This window comes from Oscillospiraceae bacterium (assembly GCA_015065085.1).
In the GTDB taxonomy this organism is placed as follows: Bacteria; Bacillota; Clostridia; order Oscillospirales; family SIG627; genus SIG627.
The window spans coordinates 21,122-37,963 of record SVQW01000016.1 but is presented as its reverse complement, the minus strand read 5'-3'; the positions used below and the strand labels follow the sequence as shown (position 1 = coordinate 37,963).

Sequence of the window (16,842 nt, the reverse complement as noted above, 5' to 3'; positions counted from 1 at the left end):
AATTCGCAATGCCCAATTCGCAATGCGCAATTAAGGAAATTTTTCGCAAAAGCGAAAAATAATATTAAATAAAAATGCTTTTTACTTGAAATAACAGACGGAACAAATATAAAACTTAATATTTATATTTATTTTGGAGATTTTGCGAAGCAAAATCAACCGAAATTGCGAATTGCGCATTGCGAATTGCTGATTTTCAAATGCGTAATCCGCATTTGAAAAGGACAAACCATGGATTTTCAGCTTCAAAACGAACTGACTCCGCAGGGCGTGACCCTTGTTGCAGGTCTTGACGAGGCGGGCAGAGGCCCTCTTTTCGGAAGTGTTTATGCCGCGGCGGTGATACTGCCCGAGGGATATGTGCCCGAGGGATTGGACGATTCCAAAAAGCTTACCGAAAAAAAGCGCGAAAAGCTTTACGACATAATAATACGCGATGCCGTGTCCTACGGTATCGGTATGTGCACCCCCGAAGAAATAGACAGTATAAACATTCTTAATGCCGCTATGCTTGCCATGAAGCGCGCGGTGGAAAACATGAGTGTAAAGCCGGAGTATCTTTTTGTGGACGGTAACACTCTGCGAGGCTTTGAACAGCCTGCAAAGGCGGTTGTGGGGGGCGACAGAAAGCTTCCCTGTATTGCGGCGGCATCCGTGCTTGCCAAGGTAACACGCGACCGATACTGTATGGAAATGGATAAAATATATCCCGAGTACGGTCTTGCAGGTCATAAGGGCTATCCCACCAAAGCACACTATGATGCCATTATAAAATACGGCGCCACCCCACTGCACCGCAAAAGCTTTCTCAAAAAGCTTCACGGCTCAGATGAGTAGGCGCGCCGACGGCAACCGTGCCGAAGGATTTGTGAGAATTTATCTTATACTGCACGGCTACCGCATACACGACACCAACTTTTATACTGGCTTCGGCGAAATCGATATTGTGGCTTCAAAGGGCGATACACTGGTCTTTGTTGAGGTACGCTCCAAAACCCAAAAAAGCGCACGTCTGTACGGCACTCCCGCCGAAAGCGTGACTCCGAAAAAACAGAGCTTTATCATAAAATCCGCGCGTCAGTACATGCGCGAAAGCTTTCTGCCTTACAGAAAGTACCGCTTTGATGTTGTCGAGGTCATAAAAAAACCGTTTTTCCCTGAAATCAACCACATTAAGGACGCATTTTACGTAAACGAAAACAACAACCATTGACAGGAGTAAAATAAAAATGTTTTATCAAAGTACACGCGGCGAAAACGACAATCTTACCGCCGCACAGGTCATCAAGAAGGGTATAGCCTCCGACGGCGGTCTGTATATGCCCTGCGAAATACCGAAAATCGACATCGATTTTATTTCTTCTCTTTGTCCGCTGGACTATACTCAGCGCGCCGAAAAGGTGCTGGGTCTGTTCCTGGACGATTACAATAATCTGGGTGATATATGCAAAAAGGCGTACAGCCGTGAGTCCTTCGGCGAGCATCCTGCTCCCGTAGTGTCCGCGGGCGAGCTCAATTTCCTTGAATTATGGCATGGTCCTACCTGTGCATTTAAGGATATGGCACTGCAGTTTATGCCTCTTGCACTGTCCGAGGCACTGAAAATGACCGAAAGCCGTGAGGATGCCTGCATACTGGTTGCCACCTCAGGCGACACGGGCAAGGCGGCACTTGAGGGCTATAAAAATCTTGATAAAATCAAGATAATGGTGTTCTATCCCTGCGACGGTGTCAGCAAAATCCAAAAGCTTCAGATGGCTTCCCAGGAGGGCGATAACGTAAACGTATGCGCCATCCGCGGAAACTTTGACGATGCCCAGAGCGGTGTAAAGAAAATATTTGCCGATAAGGATTTTGCACAAAAGGCTCATGAGGCAGGCTACTTCCTCTCCAGCGCCAACAGCATCAACTGGGGACGTCTTGCACCCCAGATAGTTTACTATATCTCGGCTTACTGCGATATGGTGAACAGCGGTAAAATCAAGCTTGGCGATGCCATAAACGTGTGCGTTCCCACGGGTAACTTCGGTAATATCTTCGCGGGCTACATAGCATATATGATGGGACTTAATATAAATAAGTTCGTATGCGCTTCCAATAAAAACAATATACTCACCGACTTTATGAACACAGGCGTATATGACCGCAACCGTCCCTTCTATCAGACCTCTTCGCCCTCTATGGACATACTTATTTCCAGCAATCTGGAAAGACTTCTGTACCTTGTGAGCGGTTGCGAGGAGACCTCCTCCGACATGAAACAGCTTAACGAAAAGGGCGTTTACAAGGTAACTGACGAGACCCGCGCAAAGATAGAAAAAATGTTCTGCGGCTACTACTGCGACGAGGATAACACCAAGGCGGCCATCAAAAAGTACTTTGACCAAAACGGCTACCTTATGGATACTCACACCGCCGTTGCGGCATACTGCGCCGAAAAGTACCGCGAAAACTTCTGTGATAATACCCCCATGCTGGTGGTTTCCACCGCAAGCCCCTATAAGTTCGCCGCCGATGTTCTCGCTTCCTTCGGTAAGACGGCAGAGGGCGATGAGTTTTCCGCCATAAGTGCTCTCGAGGCATATACGGGCGCTCAGGTCCCCGCTCCCATTGCGGCGCTTATGGGTAAAAAGCCCCGCTTCACAACCATCGTTGATAAACAAGAGATGTCTGACGAGGTTATAAAATTCCTTAAATAAAGGGCTGAAAAACTTGTTATACACACTTTCCGACACCCATCTGTCCCTCAGCTGTGACAAGCCCATGGACGTGTTCGGCGCAAGATGGCAAAACCACGCCGAACGGCTTGAGAAAAACTGGAAAAGCACCGTGACCCCGGACGATACGGTGGTTATCCCCGGGGATATTTCCTGGGGCATGACGCTGGATGAGGCGAGGGACGATCTGGCATTTATCAATTCTCTGCCGGGACGTAAAATAATCGGCAAGGGTAACCACGATTACTGGTGGGACACCGCCGCAAAGCTGGAGCGCTTCAAAGCGGAAAACGGATTTGATACCATCGATTTTATGCACAACAATGCGTACTTCCGCGAGGGCTTTATAATCTGCGGGACAAGAGGCTGGACCTGTGAGGAAAGCCTCAGCGCAGACGACAAAAAGCTGGTTGAGCGTGAAAACCTGCGGCTTCGCATTTCGCTGGATGCGGCATTAAAGCTTAAAGCCGGGCATCCCGATGCCGAGATAATCCCGTTTATGCATTTTCCCGCCGCAACCCCGTTTGCAGTGCATGAAAGCATGATGGACACCTTGCTTGAATACGGTGTGGAGAGGCTTTATTACGGTCATCTGCACGGCATTTCGGGTGAAAACAAGATATGCCGTACCAAGTACGGAATACTTCTGTATCTTGTGTCGGGTGATTACCTGGAGTTTAAGCCTTTGAAAATAGATTGAAAATAATGTAAGAAATTTGTTAAAATCTATTGACAAGAGCACAAATATGATTAAAATATTAATGTTATATATATCATCAAGAGAAAGGATTTCCCAAAATGAGTCTGAAAAAAGTTAATAATCCCGAAAAAAACGTAGCTGAGCTTGAACTTTTCATTGCCAAGGACGTGTTCGAGGCTGAGGTTCTCAAGGTATACAAGAAGAACGCTCCCAAGATTAATGTTCCCGGTTTCCGTAAAGGCAAGGCTCCCAAGAGCATTATCGAAAAGATGTACGGCAAGGGCGTTTTCTATGAGGAAGCCCTCAACAATCTTATTCCCGGTGAGTACGATGCGGCTGTTAAGGAAAGCGGTATTGAGCCTGTTGCTCAGCCTGAAATTTCCGCAGTTGACATGACCGACGAGGGTGTAGAGCTTACCGCTAAGGTTTTTGTAAAGCCCGAAATCAATGTTACCGCATATAAGGGTCTGGAAGCAGAAAAGGTTGTACGTACCGTAACCGATGCTGATGTTGACCGTGAGGTTGATATGGCAAGAGAGAGAAACTCCCGTCTTATCGAGGTTACCGACCGTGCAGCTGCAATGGATGATACCGCAAACATCGACTACCTCGGTAAGGTGGACGGCGTTGCATTTGAGGGCGGCGAGGCTAAGGGTCATGACCTGAAGCTTGGCTCCGGCCAGTTCATTCCCGGCTTTGAAGAGCAGATTGTAGGTCACAACATAGGCGAGACCTTTGATATCAACGTTAAGTTCCCCGAGGAATACCACGCAGAGGAGCTCAAGGGCAAGGATGCTGTATTTACCGTAACCCTCAACGCACTCAAGGTTAAGGAGCTTCCCGCACTTGACGACGAATTTGCAAAGGACGTTTCCGAATTTGACACTCTGGCTGAATATAAGGCAGATGTCAAGGCAAAAATAGAAAAGAGATACAACGATGCCGCTGAGGGCGCTGTTGCTGAACAGCTTTACGATGCGCTCATCGCTAACATAGAGGGTGAAATTCCCCAGGTTATGTTCGACCAGGAAGTAGATTCCATGGTTAATGACTATGCATACCGCATGCAGAGCCAGGGCATCGACCTTGATATGTACTTCAAGTACACCGGCACCACCATCGACGACCTCAAGACCCAGATGAAGCCCGGCGCAGAGCGTCAGGTTAAGGTTCGCCTGGCACTTGAAAAGCTTGTTGCTCTTGAAAACATCACTCCCTCCGATGAGGATGTTGAGGCAGAGTACAAGACCGTAGCAGAAGCTTATAAAATGGAAATCGAAAAGGTTAAGGAAGCTCTTGACGTTGAAACCGTTAAGAAGGACCTGGCAATGCGCAAGGCGTCTGACTTCCTGAAGGAAAACGCAAAGATTACCGAGGTTTCTGCCGAGGAAAAGGAAAAGGCGGCTAAGGAAGCGGCTGAAAAGGCAAAGGCTGAAAAGCCCGCTCCCAAAAAGAGAACCACCACCAAGAAGACAGCCGAAAAGACCGAGGCAAAGGCTGAGGGCGAAGCTGAAAAGGCTGAAAAGCCCAAGACCACCCGCAAGAAAAAGACCGAAACCGAAGACAATCAATAATATTTAAGTTGCGGAGGCTTCGGCTTCCGCAATTTTGCACATTTATCCGACAAAAAACAACATCACAATCAGAAAAGGAGAAAAAATTATGGCACTTGTACCAATGGTAGTTGAACAAACCAGCCGCGGAGAACGTTCATTTGACATCTACTCCCGACTTCTTAACGACCGTATCGTGTTCCTTGCTGACGAGGTTAACGACGTTACCGCTTCACTTGTTGTTGCACAGCTTCTGTTCCTTGAAGCGCAGGACCCCGATAAGGATATTTCGCTGTATATCAACAGCCCCGGCGGCTCTGTTACCGCAGGTATGGCAATATATGACACCATGAACTTCATAAAGTGCGATGTTTCCACCATCTGCATAGGTATGGCGGCATCCATGGGCGCGTTCCTGCTGTCCGCAGGTGCAAAGGGCAAGCGTCTTGCACTGCCTCACAGCGAAATTATGATACACCAGCCCCTTGGCGGCTATCAGGGCCAGGCGAGCGATATTAAAATCCATGCCGACCACATTATCCGCACCAAGGCTACCCTCAATAAGATTCTTTCCGAGCGCACAGGTCAGCCTCTTGAAATAATCGAGCGCGACACTGACCGCGACAACTTCATGTCCGCACAGCAGGCTATGGAATACGGCCTTATTGACAATGTTATCGAAAAACGTATATAACTGCTTGAACGAAAGGTCAATTTATGGCTAATAACGATAATACAAAAAATCCCAAGCTCGTTTGCTCCTTCTGCGGAAGAACCGAGGACGAGGTTGAGGTTATGGTTCCCGGCCCCAAAGGGTCAAATATATGCGAGAACTGTGTTTCCGTGTGCAATATGGTCATTGAGGATGCACGCGACAATGCCGCTGTCAAGACCGACGGTCTGTCGCTGAAAAATCTTCCCAAGCCCGCACAGCTCAAGGAGGCATTGGATGAATACGTAATCGGTCAGGACAAGGCTAAAACCGCCCTTGCCGTTGCGGTGTACAACCACTACAAGCGTATTCTGCAGGACAAAAAGGACGATGTGGAGATACAAAAGAGCAACGTTCTTTTGCTGGGACCCACGGGTGTGGGTAAAACACTGCTGGCTCAGACACTTGCCAAAACGCTTAAAGTGCCTTTTGCCATAGCGGATGCCACCACTCTCACCGAAGCGGGATATGTGGGCGAGGATGTGGAAAACATACTTCTGCGCCTTATCCAGGCGGCGGATTTCGATGTGGCACGCGCCGAACAGGGCATTATATATATCGACGAGATAGACAAAATATCCCGCCGAAGCGAAAACCGTTCCATCACCCGCGATGTTTCGGGTGAGGGCGTACAGCAGGCGCTTCTCAAAATTCTGGAGGGCACTGTTTCCAACGTTCCCCCTCAGGGTGGAAGAAAGCATCCCAACCAGGAATTTATCCCAATAAATACGGCAAATATCCTCTTTATATGCGGCGGTGCCTTTGACGGTATCGAGCAGGTAATTGAAAACCGCACTGCCAGCCAGTCCATCGGCTACGGTGCCACGGTTCAAACCAAAAAGGAAAGGGAAGAAAGCAAGATACTTTCCAAAATCGTGTCTCACGACCTTGTTAAGTACGGCATTATTCCCGAGCTGGTGGGACGTATTCCCGTCATCACAGCCCTTGACCCGCTTAACGAAGAGGCATACATCCGTATACTTAAAGAGCCCAAGAACTCCCTTTACAAGCAGTATAAAAAGCTGTTTGATATGGACGGTGTAGAGCTTGAAATCACCGATGAGGCATATGCCGAAATCGCACGTCTTGCCGCTCAGCGCAACACCGGTGCCCGCGGTCTGCGTGCAATAATGGAGGAATTCATGCAGAAATACATGTATGACATTCCCTCTATGGACAATGTAAAACGTCTGGTTATCACCGAGGACGCCGTAAAAGGCACCGGCGAAGCCAAAATCGAGAAGAAATAAAATTAAAACCGCTGTCTTAGCGCAGTGTCCGGGGGGACACTGCGCAGCGATATAAATTCCTGCGGAATTTGATATATGTGCTTCGCACTCGATATGCCGTAAGCGGCGCGATATGTCACTTCGTGACGAGAATTTATATTATACCGCATTTGCGTAAGCAAATATATCGCGTTGTCGCAAGACAACATATCACCGGATAAATAAAACCTCTGAATTCGGCTTTTCATGCCGTTTTCAGAGTTTTTTTCTTATTTAACTATCCTTTAGAACACAATACCTTCCGACAGCGGGTTTTATTTCTCAATGCACATTGTACGGCAAAGCATATTCTGTTTTCAATATCTTCTTTACATATTAAAAAAATTGTGTTATAATATAATATGTATAGCTGTTTTTGCGTGAAAGGAGTGACGGTATGGATAAATTTGTTCTGCACAGCTCATATAAGCCCACGGGCGATCAGCCTCAGGCAATAGAAAAGCTTGCCGAGGGTGTTCTCAGGGGTGATAAGGAGCAGGTGCTTCTGGGCGTTACCGGCTCGGGTAAAACCTTTACCATGGCTAACGTGATTGAAAAGGTCAACCGTCCCACTCTTGTTCTGGCACACAATAAAACCCTTGCCGCACAGCTTTGCACTGAGTTCCGTGAGTTCTTTCCCGAAAATGCGGTGGAGTTTTTCGTATCATATTATGACTACTATCAGCCCGAGGCGTATATTCCCGGCAAGGATATTTATATTGAAAAGGATTCCGCCGTCAATGACGAAATAGATAAGCTTCGCCACAGCGCCACCTCGGCTCTGTTTGAACGGCGCGACGTTATTGTGGTTGCCAGCGTTTCCTGCATATATACCCTGGGTGACCCGAATGAGTATAAAAGCATGGTGCTTTCTTTGCGTCCGGGTATGGAAATATCCCGAGATGAGGTTATTGCAAAGCTTATATCCATGCAGTACGAGCGCAACGATATTGAGTTTACACGTAATAAATTCCGCGTCCGAGGGGACGTTATTGAGCTTTTCCCCTCCAACGCTACCGAAATCGTTCTGAGAATAGAGTTTTTCGGGGACGAGATAGACAGAATTTGTGAGATACATCACCTTACGGGTGAGGTGAAGGACAGTATTATTCATGCCGCCATTTACCCCGCCTCCCACTATGTTACGGGCGAGGAAAACCGCGAGCGCGCCATTGCCGAAATATGGCGCGAAATGACCGACCGCGTGGCATTTTTCAAATCGGAGGGCAAAATGGTGGAGGCTCAGCGCCTCGAGGAGCGCGTCAAATATGACATGGAAATGCTGCGCGAGATAGGCTACTGCTCGGGCATTGAAAACTATTCCCGTGTGTTTGCCGGCAATCCCCCGGGGGCAACGCCTTACACACTTCTGGATTATTTTCCCGAGGATTTTCTTTTGTTTATCGACGAAAGCCATGTTTCCGTACCTCAGGTGCGGGGCATGAGCGGAGGGGACTATTCCCGAAAAAAGAACCTTATTGACTACGGCTTCAGGCTTCCCAGTGCCTTTGACAACCGTCCCTTGCGGTTTGAGGAATTTAATTCCAAATTAAATCAGATAGTTTACGTCAGCGCCACTCCCAACGAGTACGAAAAAAGCCGTTCCACACAGATTGCCGAGCAGATAATCCGCCCGACGGGCCTGTGCGATCCCGAGGTTGAGGTGCGCCCCACCGACGGGCAGATAGAGGACCTTATAGGCGAAATAAATATGCGTACCCAAAAGGGTCAGCGCACACTGGTGGTTACTCTTACCAAGAAAATGGCGGAGGACCTGACCGACTTTCTGGAGCAGAGGGAAATAAAGGTGCGTTATATGCACCATTCCATCGATACCATGGAGCGTATGGAGATAATACGTGATTTGCGTCTGGGTGAATTTGACGTACTGGTGGGTATAAACCTTCTGCGTGAGGGACTTGACCTGCCCGAGGTTTCGCTGATAGTTATACTGGATGCGGACAAGGAGGGCTTTCTGCGAAGTGAAACATCCCTTATTCAGACTATCGGACGAGCCGCCCGTAATGCCGAGGGTAAGGTAATAATGTACGCGGACAAGATTACCGACTCCATGGAAAAAGCCATTTCCGAGACCAACCGACGCAGAAAAATTCAGATGAAATATAACGAGGACAACGGCATAACACCCGTTACCGTCACCAAGAGTGTAAAGGATATTATCGAGATTTCCGCAGGAAATATGCTCAAAGCCCGCGATGCCCAGACAGGCAAGGCGAAGCTCAGTGCCAAGGATAAGCGTGAGCTTATCGACCGCCTGACCGAGGACATGAAAAAAGCGGCGGCGCTTCTGGAATTCGAGCAGGCGGCAAAAATCCGCGACCAGATAATGAAGCTGAAAAAGCAGAGCTGATACGCAATGCACAAATTTGGAAGATTCTTCGACTGCGTGCTACGCACTCCGCTCAGAATGACAAAACACGTGTCATGCTGAGCGTTAGCCGAAGCATCTTTAAAGCCATAGCCATCATTTTTGCAATAATTATAATTCAAAGGAACACACAATGACCAAGAATATTTATATAAAAGGCGCAAGGGAAAATAACCTTAAAAATATCGATGTGGAGCTTCCGCGTGACAAGCTGGTGGTGTTTACGGGGCTGAGCGGAAGCGGAAAAAGCTCACTGGCGTTTGATACTCTGTTTGCGGAGGGCAACCGCCGTTTTGTGGAGAGCCTTTCGAGCTATGCCAGAATGTTTCTGGGACAGATAGATAAGCCTGATGTGGACTATATCGAGGGTCTTTCGCCTGCCATATCCATCGACCAGAAAACCACCTCAAAAAACCCCCGTTCCACCGTGGGAACGGTAACCGAAATATATGACTATCTGCGTCTTTTGTATGCACGTTGCGGTGTTCCTCACTGCCCCGTGTGCGGTAAGGAAATAAAACAGCAGACCATCGACCAGATAATAGACAGAGTTATGGAGCTTCCCGAGCGCACTAAGTTTCAGGTGCTCAGTCCCATTGCCAAGGGCAAAAAGGGACGGTTTGAAAAGGAGCTTGATTCCGCCTCCAAAAACGGCTTTGTGCGCGTGAGGATTGACGGCTATGTGTACGACCTTTCGGAGCGTCCCGAGCTGGACAAGAACCTGCGCCACAACATCGAAATTGTGGTAGACAGACTTGTTATGAAGCCCGACATCTCAAAAAGACTTTCCGATTCGCTGGAGACCGCTGCCAAGCTTTCGGAGGGCTATATTGTCATAAATCTTGTGGACAGCGGCGAGGATATAAGCTTTTCCATGAACTATGCCTGCGAGGAGCACGGCATCAGCATCGGGGAATTAATGCCCAGAATGTTTTCCTTCAACAATCCCTTCGGTGCCTGCCCCGAGTGCGACGGTATCGGCGTTAAAAATTCCGTCGCCTTTGAAAAGGTCATCCCCGACCTCAGCCTTTCCCTTTCTCAGGGTGCGGTACAGTGCAACGGCTTCAAGTCTGCCGACGAGGGCGGATGGTGGGAGGCAATGGCGAGCGCGGTGGGCGAAAAACACGGCTTTACAATGGATATGCCCATAAGCGAGTTCTCTCCCGAGGCGCTGGATGCGCTGCTGTACGGCACAGGGGCCGAGCCCTATACCATCACCCATTTTTCCTACTTTGCAGGCGCTATGAAGGACAGAGTTGTCACCTTTGACGGTGTTCTGAACATTATTGCAAAGCGCTACGAGGAAAGCCATAACGAATATTACGAGCAGTTTATGAACGAGACGCCCTGCCATGTATGTAAGGGTATGAGGCTTAAAAAGGAATCTCTTGCCGTAACGGTGGGAGAGCTGAACATAAGCGAGCTGTGCAATAAATCCGTCAAGGAGCTTGTGAAATTCTTTGACGAATTGGTGCTGGGCGAAAAGGAAAAGATAATCGCCAAGGAAATAATCAAGGAAATAAAGGCACGTCTGAGCTTTTTGAAAAGCGTGGGTCTTGAATATCTGACACTGTCCCGCCGTTCGGGCACACTGTCGGGCGGTGAGAGCCAGCGAATCCGCCTTGCCACACAGATAGGCTCCTCACTCATGGGTGTGCTTTATATACTGGATGAGCCCAGCATCGGTCTGCATCAGCGCGATAATTCCAAGCTTATTGAAACGCTGAAAAAGCTGCGTGATGTGGGAAACACGGTGATTGTGGTGGAGCACGACGAGGAAACCATTGCAAATGCCGACTACGTGGTGGATATAGGACCCGGAGCGGGTGTTCACGGCGGAAATGTGGTGTTCAGCGGAACACCCGAACAGCTTAAAAAATGCGATGAGTCCGTTACGGGACGTTATCTTTCGGGCAAGGAGACTATTCCCGTGCCGTCGGTGCGCAGAAGCGGCAACGGTAAATTCCTGGAAATTATAGGTGCAAGCGAAAACAATCTCAAAAACGTGAATGTAAAAATACCGCTGGGTTGTTTCGTGGCGGTGACAGGTGTGTCGGGAAGCGGAAAAAGCTCGCTGATAAACGCAATTCTGCATAAGGAGCTTGCCCGTCAGCTCAACCGTGCCAACACCTTCCCCGGACGGCACAAGGAGATACGCGGTATCGAAAATCTCGACAAGGTCATTGACATTGACCAGTCGCCCATCGGACGCACTCCCCGCTCAAACCCCGCCACTTATACGGGGCTTTTCGGTGAGATACGGACTCTTTTCGCCAAAACTCCCGAAGCTAAGGCAAGGGGATACGGCGCAAACCGCTTTTCCTTTAACCTCAAGGGCGGACGGTGTGAGGCATGCGAGGGTGACGGAACTCTCAAAATCGAGATGCATTTTCTGCCTGATGTGTATGTAAACTGTGATGTGTGCAAGGGCAAGAGATATAACCGTGAAACACTGGAAATCAAGTACAAGGGCAAAAATATTTTTGATGTATTGGATATGACGGTGGAGGAGGGGCTTGGCTTTTTCGACAGCCTGCCCGCCATAAAACGCAAGCTTCAGACTCTTTATGATGTTGGTCTGGGATATATAAAAATCGGTCAGTCGTCGGTCACTCTTTCGGGCGGTGAGGCACAGCGCGTTAAGCTTGCCACCGAGCTTTCAAAAAGAAGCACGGGACGGACGGTGTATATACTGGACGAGCCTACCACGGGTCTGCATACCGACGACGTGAAAAAGCTGAGTGAGGTACTGCAGAAGCTGGTGGACGGCGGAAATACCGTTATAGTTATTGAGCACAATCTGGATATTATAAAGACAGCCGATTATGTTGTGGACCTGGGCCCCGAGGGGGGCGACGGCGGAGGAACGGTGGTTGCCTGCGGTACACCCGAACAGATTTCCGCCTGCGAAAAGTCCTACACGGGACAGTATCTCAAGAAGATGTTATGAAAATGGGCGAAGCGCATTTTCAATGTGCAATGCGCAATGTTCAATTTGCAATTATGGAAATTTTTCGCCATGGCGAAAAATAATTTTAAATAAAAATGCTTTTTACTTGATATAAAAGGCAAAACGTCTGTAAAACTTATTGTTCATATTTAGTCTGTTTTGAAGATTTTGCATAGCAAAATCACAGAAAGCTCGCTTGCGAGATTTCGTAATTAGCGAATTGCGAATTATTTCATTATTACGGAGGTTTATATGCCGTATTCCATACGCGCAGGTGTGCGCATTGAACAGCTTAAAAACACCAAAGGTATGAAAATCGAAACCATACCCGAACCGCAAAAACTGATTTTTGATATCGACACAGCCCTTGTGAAAGAGGGCGAAAAAATTAAAAAATGGCAGAAAATCGGTGAAAAAGACGGCATCGGTGTGTTCAGCGGTGTGTCGGGAAGCGTTACGGGTTTGACGGATGAAAGTATTACCGTTGAAAATGATTTTATGTCGCTGTGTGAAAACGTTATGCCCGTTCAGACTCCCATAAAGGAGCTTGAAAGCGGTCAGATTGCCGAAATACTGCGCAACACGGGTGTAATGAATGGCGGCGAGCCTGCGGTAAACGGCATCGGAAAAGTCAACAGACTGATTGTAAATCTGATGGAAACAGAGCCGTATCTGTGCGCAAGCCATCGTCTTGCACTGGAAAATACCGCCGAAATACTGGGCGGTGCAAAAATACTTATGAAGGCATGCGGTGTACGTCACGCGGTAATCGCCGTAGAATACACCAAAAGAGACGCCATACGTGCCTTGAGGGATGCACTGGGGTTGAAAAAGCTGTTTGAAATCAAGGCTTTTGAGCCGAAATACCCCCAGGATGACCCCCGTCAGCTTATATATGCCCTGTACGGTAAGGAGTTGAGTGGGGATAAAAGCCTTTTACAGCAGGGCTACGGTGTGTTTGACACGATGTGCTGTGTGGATACCTACCGAGCACTGGTATATGGCATATCTGCCGTCAGCAGATATATAACTGTTGACGGTGACTGCATCGCAAAGCCGAAAAACCTGTGCGTTCCTGTCGGAACACCTCTTTCCCATATTATAGGGTACTGCGGAGGTTTTGTTAAAGAGCCGCACAAAATACTTGACGGAAGCGTCATGCGCGGAAAAGCGGTTTACAGCACCGACTATTCCGTCAAAAGGGATACAAACGGGTTTATTGTTCTTTCGCAGAGCTTTGAAAAAAAGCGTGAGACCGACTGTATAAATTGCGGACGCTGTGTGAAGCACTGTCCCATGTACCTTATGCCGTACCGCATTGTAAAAGGCGAAATGAAGGGGGCGTCAAGCTGTACCTCCTGCGGAATATGTTCTTACGTCTGCCCCGCAAACATTTCGCTGACGCAGAAAATTTCGTCCCTGCGTGAAGCAGAAAACAGCAGTAAAGCCTAGGGAGATATATATGGAAAAAAAGCTTTTAACCGTTTCCCCCTCGCCCCATGTGCGCAGGGAGGATAACGTTTCGACAATAATGTGCGATGTGATTATCGCACTTGTGCCCTCGCTCATATGGGGTGCATACATTTTCGGTCTGCGTGCCCTTGCCGTTACGCTGATAAGTGTTTTTTCATGTGTTGTCAGCGAAACTGCAATACAGCTTATACTCAAAAAAAGAGTTACACTTTCGGACCTTTCCGCCGTGGTGACGGGAATTCTTGTGGCGTTTACGCTTCCTGCCGCCTGCCCTTTGTGGATGCCTGCCGCGGGCGGTATTATTGCCATGGCAGTAAAGCAGGCGTTTGGCGGTACAGGAAAAAATCTTCTCAATCCCGCCGTGACAGCGCGTGTGATACTGGGCTTTTTTCCGCAGGCGAACCGATTTACAGCTCCTTTTGAAAAGCTTCCGCTTTGGGGTAATGTTACGGATATCACCTACACCCCCACTGCGCTGGATTCGCTGGTTACGGGTGTGATTCCCCCCATTCCCCAGTTTGATATGCTTATCGGTAACCGCGTGGGTGCATTGGGAGAGGTTTCGGCACTTGTGCTTCTGGCGGGCGGTCTTTATCTTTTGGCGCGCCGCATAATTTCACTGCATATACCCCTCAGCTTTATGGGCGCGGTGGCGGCAGTGGCATATCTTTTCCCCATGAATACCTTTAAAGAGGATTTTATGCTGTTCCACCTTTTGTGCGGAAGTGTCATACTCGGTGCGGTTTTTATGGCAACCGACTGCGTTACCTCTCCCGTAAGCAGTACGGGTAAGATAATTTTCGGTGCGGGTTGCGGACTTATAACCATGGCTTCGCGTTACTGGGGCGGATTTGACGGAGTATTTTACGGCATACTCATTATGAATGTTCTTACTCCCCACATAGATAAGCTTTTTGTCCCCCGTCCTTTCGGAAGTGAAATAAAAAAGAAATCATGATGCTTTGACGGAGGAACGATATGCAGTATATTTTTCTTGCTCTTATTGTTGCGGGCACCTTGTTGCATGTGATTTTGAAGCTTAAAAAGCCCGAAATAAAAAAAGCACCGCCTGTGGGCAGTACAGACAGTGTGGCTCAGGTGATGTGCGGCGGTATTGATAAAATATCCCCTAAAAAATATAATTACGACGGTATCAGTGACTGTCAGGCCGCATCACAGCTGTTCGGCGGACCGAAAAACTGCAGTTACGGCTGTTTCGGTCTTGCAAGCTGTGCAGATGCGTGCCCCGAGGGAGCAATACATATCATCGGCGGTATAGCGGCGGTGGACAGGGCGAAGTGCAACGGCTGCGGTAAATGCATTTCTGCCTGCCCGAAAGGGATAATTGAGCTTATTCCCCGCAGTGCAAGGTATTGGGTGGGGTGCAGCTATTGCGGGCAGACTCCCAACACCGAGGGTTGCTGTGAAATCGGCTGTAACGGCTGTGCAGACTGTGTTACGGTGTGCACTCAGAACGCGATTGCAATAAAAAACGGCAGGGCGCATATCGATTATGAGCTTTGTGTCTCCTGCGGTGCCTGTGCGGATATATGCAAAAGAAAAAGCATATGGAAGCTGTGATATTTGCCGTGAGGCAATTAAGAAAAAACCTGAAACGGATTTTCCGTTTCAGGTTTTATTGCGTATTATTCTATCCGTCCCAAAGCCTTCATCATTTATCAAAGAAATTCTTCCACTGCCTTGTGAAGCTCATGTATGACGTATTCCTTGTCAACCGTGACAAATTCGCGGTTTTTCATAACGAATTTGCCGTCTATCATAACGCTTTCAACCTCCGAGCCGTTGGCAGAGTAGCACAGCGAGGAAAGTATATTGTTGTTGGGGAAAAGAGAGGGAGAATTAAGGTCCAGGAATATAAGGTCGGCGCAAGCGCCCTCTTTTATAACGCCCAGCATATTTTCCATACCCAATGCCCTTGCGCCGTTTCGGGTAGCGCAGTTAATCACGAATTCCGCAGGCGCCGCCACGGAATCACAGGCAAGACCCTTGTGAATAAGCGTCATAACTCCCATTTCTCTTATCATGTTCTGGGTGTTGTTGGAGGCGTTGCTGTCGGTGCCCAGACATATATTTACACCGCCCTTTTTCATATCGTTTATGCGTGCAAAGCCGTTACCCAATTTGCAGTTGCTGGCGGGGTTGGTAACCACGTTTGCACCTCTTTTTGCCACCAGCTCAATGTCGCTGTCGCTGAACTTCACGCAGTGGGCAAGAGTTGCCTTGGGGCTGAGAAATCCCGTTTTGTCAAGCAGCTCTACGGGTGAGATGCCGTGGGCTTTGAAGCAGTTTTGGATTTCGTTGTCGCTTTCCGAAAGATGGGTCATGCGAAGCATACCGCGTTTTTCGGATTCCTCGGTCACCTGTGTGAACATTTTTACCGAAGCGGAATAAATGGCATGCGGGGACAGCACAAATTTCACCGTGTCGCTTTCGTACATATCCTTTTCTCTCAGACATTCCTCAAAACGGCTTTTTCCGTCGGTGTAAAGGTCTTCGCCTACCACCGCACGTCCGATGTAGCCGCGCATGCCCATGTCACGCGCCGCTTTTGCGGACTGACCCTCGAACATGTGCATATCCATAAAGCAGGTTGTACCCGTCATGACCATTTCCATCATGTTGAACAGCGAGGAAATATATGCAGCGTGTGGGGAGAGGGTTTCCTCAACCGGCATAATTCTTTTGAACAGCCATTCATCAAAGTTCACGTCGTCGGCATAATTGCGGAAAAGCGACATGTAGGCATGGGTGTGCATGTTGATAAGCCCCGGCATCATCAGCTTTCCCGAGGCGTTTACCGTTTCGTATTTATCTTTCACCACGTCGGCAGAGACTATTTTTCCGCCCGAAATATAAATATCCTTATCCTGTATTGTAAGCTTTTCATTGTCGGCGCACAAAACCTTTGCACCCGTTATTTTGTAGTTCATATTTATAACCTTTCGTTATTGATGGTAACAGTATACAATAATTTCTGATTTCTGTCAACATAAATTGTATCCGTGTACTTGGATTTTTACATTATGTACATTGATTTTTGATGTCGTTTGTGCTAAAAT

Annotated in this window: 13 protein-coding genes; 12 read left to right on the top strand and 1 reads right to left on the bottom strand. The window is 48.2% G+C overall.

Features of this window, described 5'->3' with window-relative positions:
• Positions 1-231 precede the first annotated feature (231 nt).
• From E7588_09435 to E7588_09380, 12 genes are all read left to right on the top strand, one after another.
• Positions 232-837, top strand: coding sequence for a ribonuclease HII (locus E7588_09435; protein ID MBE6689473.1), 606 nt, complete (start codon positions 232-234; stop codon positions 835-837).
• Positions 830-1,213, top strand: a complete 384-nt coding sequence (locus E7588_09430) for a YraN family protein (protein ID MBE6689472.1) — start codon at positions 830-832, stop codon at positions 1,211-1,213. Before E7588_09435 ends, E7588_09430 begins: the two co-directional genes overlap by 8 nt.
• Before the next feature lie 16 nt (positions 1,214-1,229).
• Positions 1,230-2,699: a threonine synthase gene (locus E7588_09425; GenBank protein MBE6689471.1), complete on the top strand. Its 1,470-nt coding sequence runs from the start codon at positions 1,230-1,232 to the stop codon at positions 2,697-2,699.
• A gap of 64 nt (positions 2,700-2,763) precedes the next feature.
• Positions 2,764-3,417: a serine/threonine protein phosphatase gene (locus tag E7588_09420; protein MBE6689470.1), complete on the top strand. Its 654-nt coding sequence runs from the start codon at positions 2,764-2,766 to the stop codon at positions 3,415-3,417.
• A 98-nt stretch (positions 3,418-3,515) separates the two neighbouring features.
• The gene (locus E7588_09415) at positions 3,516-4,991 is read left to right on the top strand and encodes a trigger factor (GenBank protein ID MBE6689469.1); all 1,476 of its coding nucleotides are present in this window, start codon (positions 3,516-3,518) and stop codon (positions 4,989-4,991) included.
• 88 nt (positions 4,992-5,079) lie between these two features.
• Positions 5,080-5,664 (top strand): ATP-dependent Clp endopeptidase proteolytic subunit ClpP, encoded by a 585-nt coding sequence (gene clpP / locus E7588_09410; GenBank protein MBE6689468.1) that lies wholly within the window; start codon positions 5,080-5,082, stop codon positions 5,662-5,664.
• A gap of 23 nt (positions 5,665-5,687) precedes the next feature.
• Positions 5,688-6,932 (top strand): ATP-dependent Clp protease ATP-binding subunit ClpX, encoded by a 1,245-nt coding sequence (gene clpX, locus E7588_09405; protein ID MBE6689467.1) that lies wholly within the window; start codon positions 5,688-5,690, stop codon positions 6,930-6,932.
• A 415-nt stretch (positions 6,933-7,347) separates the two neighbouring features.
• A complete protein-coding gene (gene uvrB, locus E7588_09400; protein ID MBE6689466.1) occupies positions 7,348-9,321 on the top strand; it encodes an excinuclease ABC subunit UvrB in 1,974 nt (657 codons plus the stop codon).
• A 151-nt stretch (positions 9,322-9,472) separates the two neighbouring features.
• Positions 9,473-12,289, top strand: coding sequence for an excinuclease ABC subunit UvrA (uvrA, locus tag E7588_09395; GenBank protein ID MBE6689465.1), 2,817 nt, complete (start codon positions 9,473-9,475; stop codon positions 12,287-12,289).
• Between the two features lie 252 nt (positions 12,290-12,541).
• Positions 12,542-13,741 carry a 4Fe-4S dicluster domain-containing protein gene (locus E7588_09390; GenBank protein ID MBE6689464.1) on the top strand — a complete coding sequence of 400 codons (1,200 nt, stop codon included), beginning with the start codon at positions 12,542-12,544 and terminating at the stop codon, positions 13,739-13,741.
• Positions 13,742-13,751: 10 nt separating this feature from the next.
• Entirely contained in the window at positions 13,752-14,720 is a 969-nt protein-coding gene (locus E7588_09385; GenBank protein MBE6689463.1) for an RnfABCDGE type electron transport complex subunit D, read from the top strand.
• Between the two features lie 20 nt (positions 14,721-14,740).
• A complete protein-coding gene (locus E7588_09380; protein MBE6689462.1) occupies positions 14,741-15,343 on the top strand; it encodes a hypothetical protein in 603 nt (200 codons plus the stop codon).
• Positions 15,344-15,441: 98 nt separating this feature from the next.
• Here the strand turns inward: E7588_09380 and E7588_09375 are convergent, their stop codons facing one another.
• Entirely contained in the window at positions 15,442-16,713 is a 1,272-nt protein-coding gene (locus tag E7588_09375; protein MBE6689461.1) for an amidohydrolase, read from the bottom strand.
• Between the last annotated feature and the right edge of the window lie 129 nt (positions 16,714-16,842).

Bases quoted from the DNA above. Each gene is read 5' to 3' on its own strand.
- E7588_09385 (MBE6689463.1), top strand. From the start codon at position 13,752: ATGGAAAAAAAGCTTTTAACCGTTTCCCCCTCGCCCCATGTGCGCAGG.
- E7588_09390 (MBE6689464.1), top strand. From the start codon at position 12,542: ATGCCGTATTCCATACGCGCAGGTGTGCGCATTGAACAGCTTAAAAAC.
- E7588_09430 (MBE6689472.1), top strand. From the start codon at position 830: ATGAGTAGGCGCGCCGACGGCAACCGTGCCGAAGGATTTGTGAGAATT.
- clpP (MBE6689468.1), top strand. From the start codon at position 5,080: ATGGCACTTGTACCAATGGTAGTTGAACAAACCAGCCGCGGAGAACGT.
- E7588_09375 (MBE6689461.1), bottom strand. From the start codon at position 16,713: ATGAACTACAAAATAACGGGTGCAAAGGTTTTGTGCGCCGACAATGAA.
- uvrA (MBE6689465.1), top strand. From the start codon at position 9,473: ATGACCAAGAATATTTATATAAAAGGCGCAAGGGAAAATAACCTTAAA.
- E7588_09380 (MBE6689462.1), top strand. From the start codon at position 14,741: ATGCAGTATATTTTTCTTGCTCTTATTGTTGCGGGCACCTTGTTGCAT.
- E7588_09425 (MBE6689471.1), top strand. From the start codon at position 1,230: ATGTTTTATCAAAGTACACGCGGCGAAAACGACAATCTTACCGCCGCA.
- clpX (MBE6689467.1), top strand. From the start codon at position 5,688: ATGGCTAATAACGATAATACAAAAAATCCCAAGCTCGTTTGCTCCTTC.
- E7588_09435 (MBE6689473.1), top strand. From the start codon at position 232: ATGGATTTTCAGCTTCAAAACGAACTGACTCCGCAGGGCGTGACCCTT.
- uvrB (MBE6689466.1), top strand. From the start codon at position 7,348: ATGGATAAATTTGTTCTGCACAGCTCATATAAGCCCACGGGCGATCAG.
- E7588_09420 (MBE6689470.1), top strand. From the start codon at position 2,764: ATGGACGTGTTCGGCGCAAGATGGCAAAACCACGCCGAACGGCTTGAG.
- E7588_09415 (MBE6689469.1), top strand. From the start codon at position 3,516: ATGAGTCTGAAAAAAGTTAATAATCCCGAAAAAAACGTAGCTGAGCTT.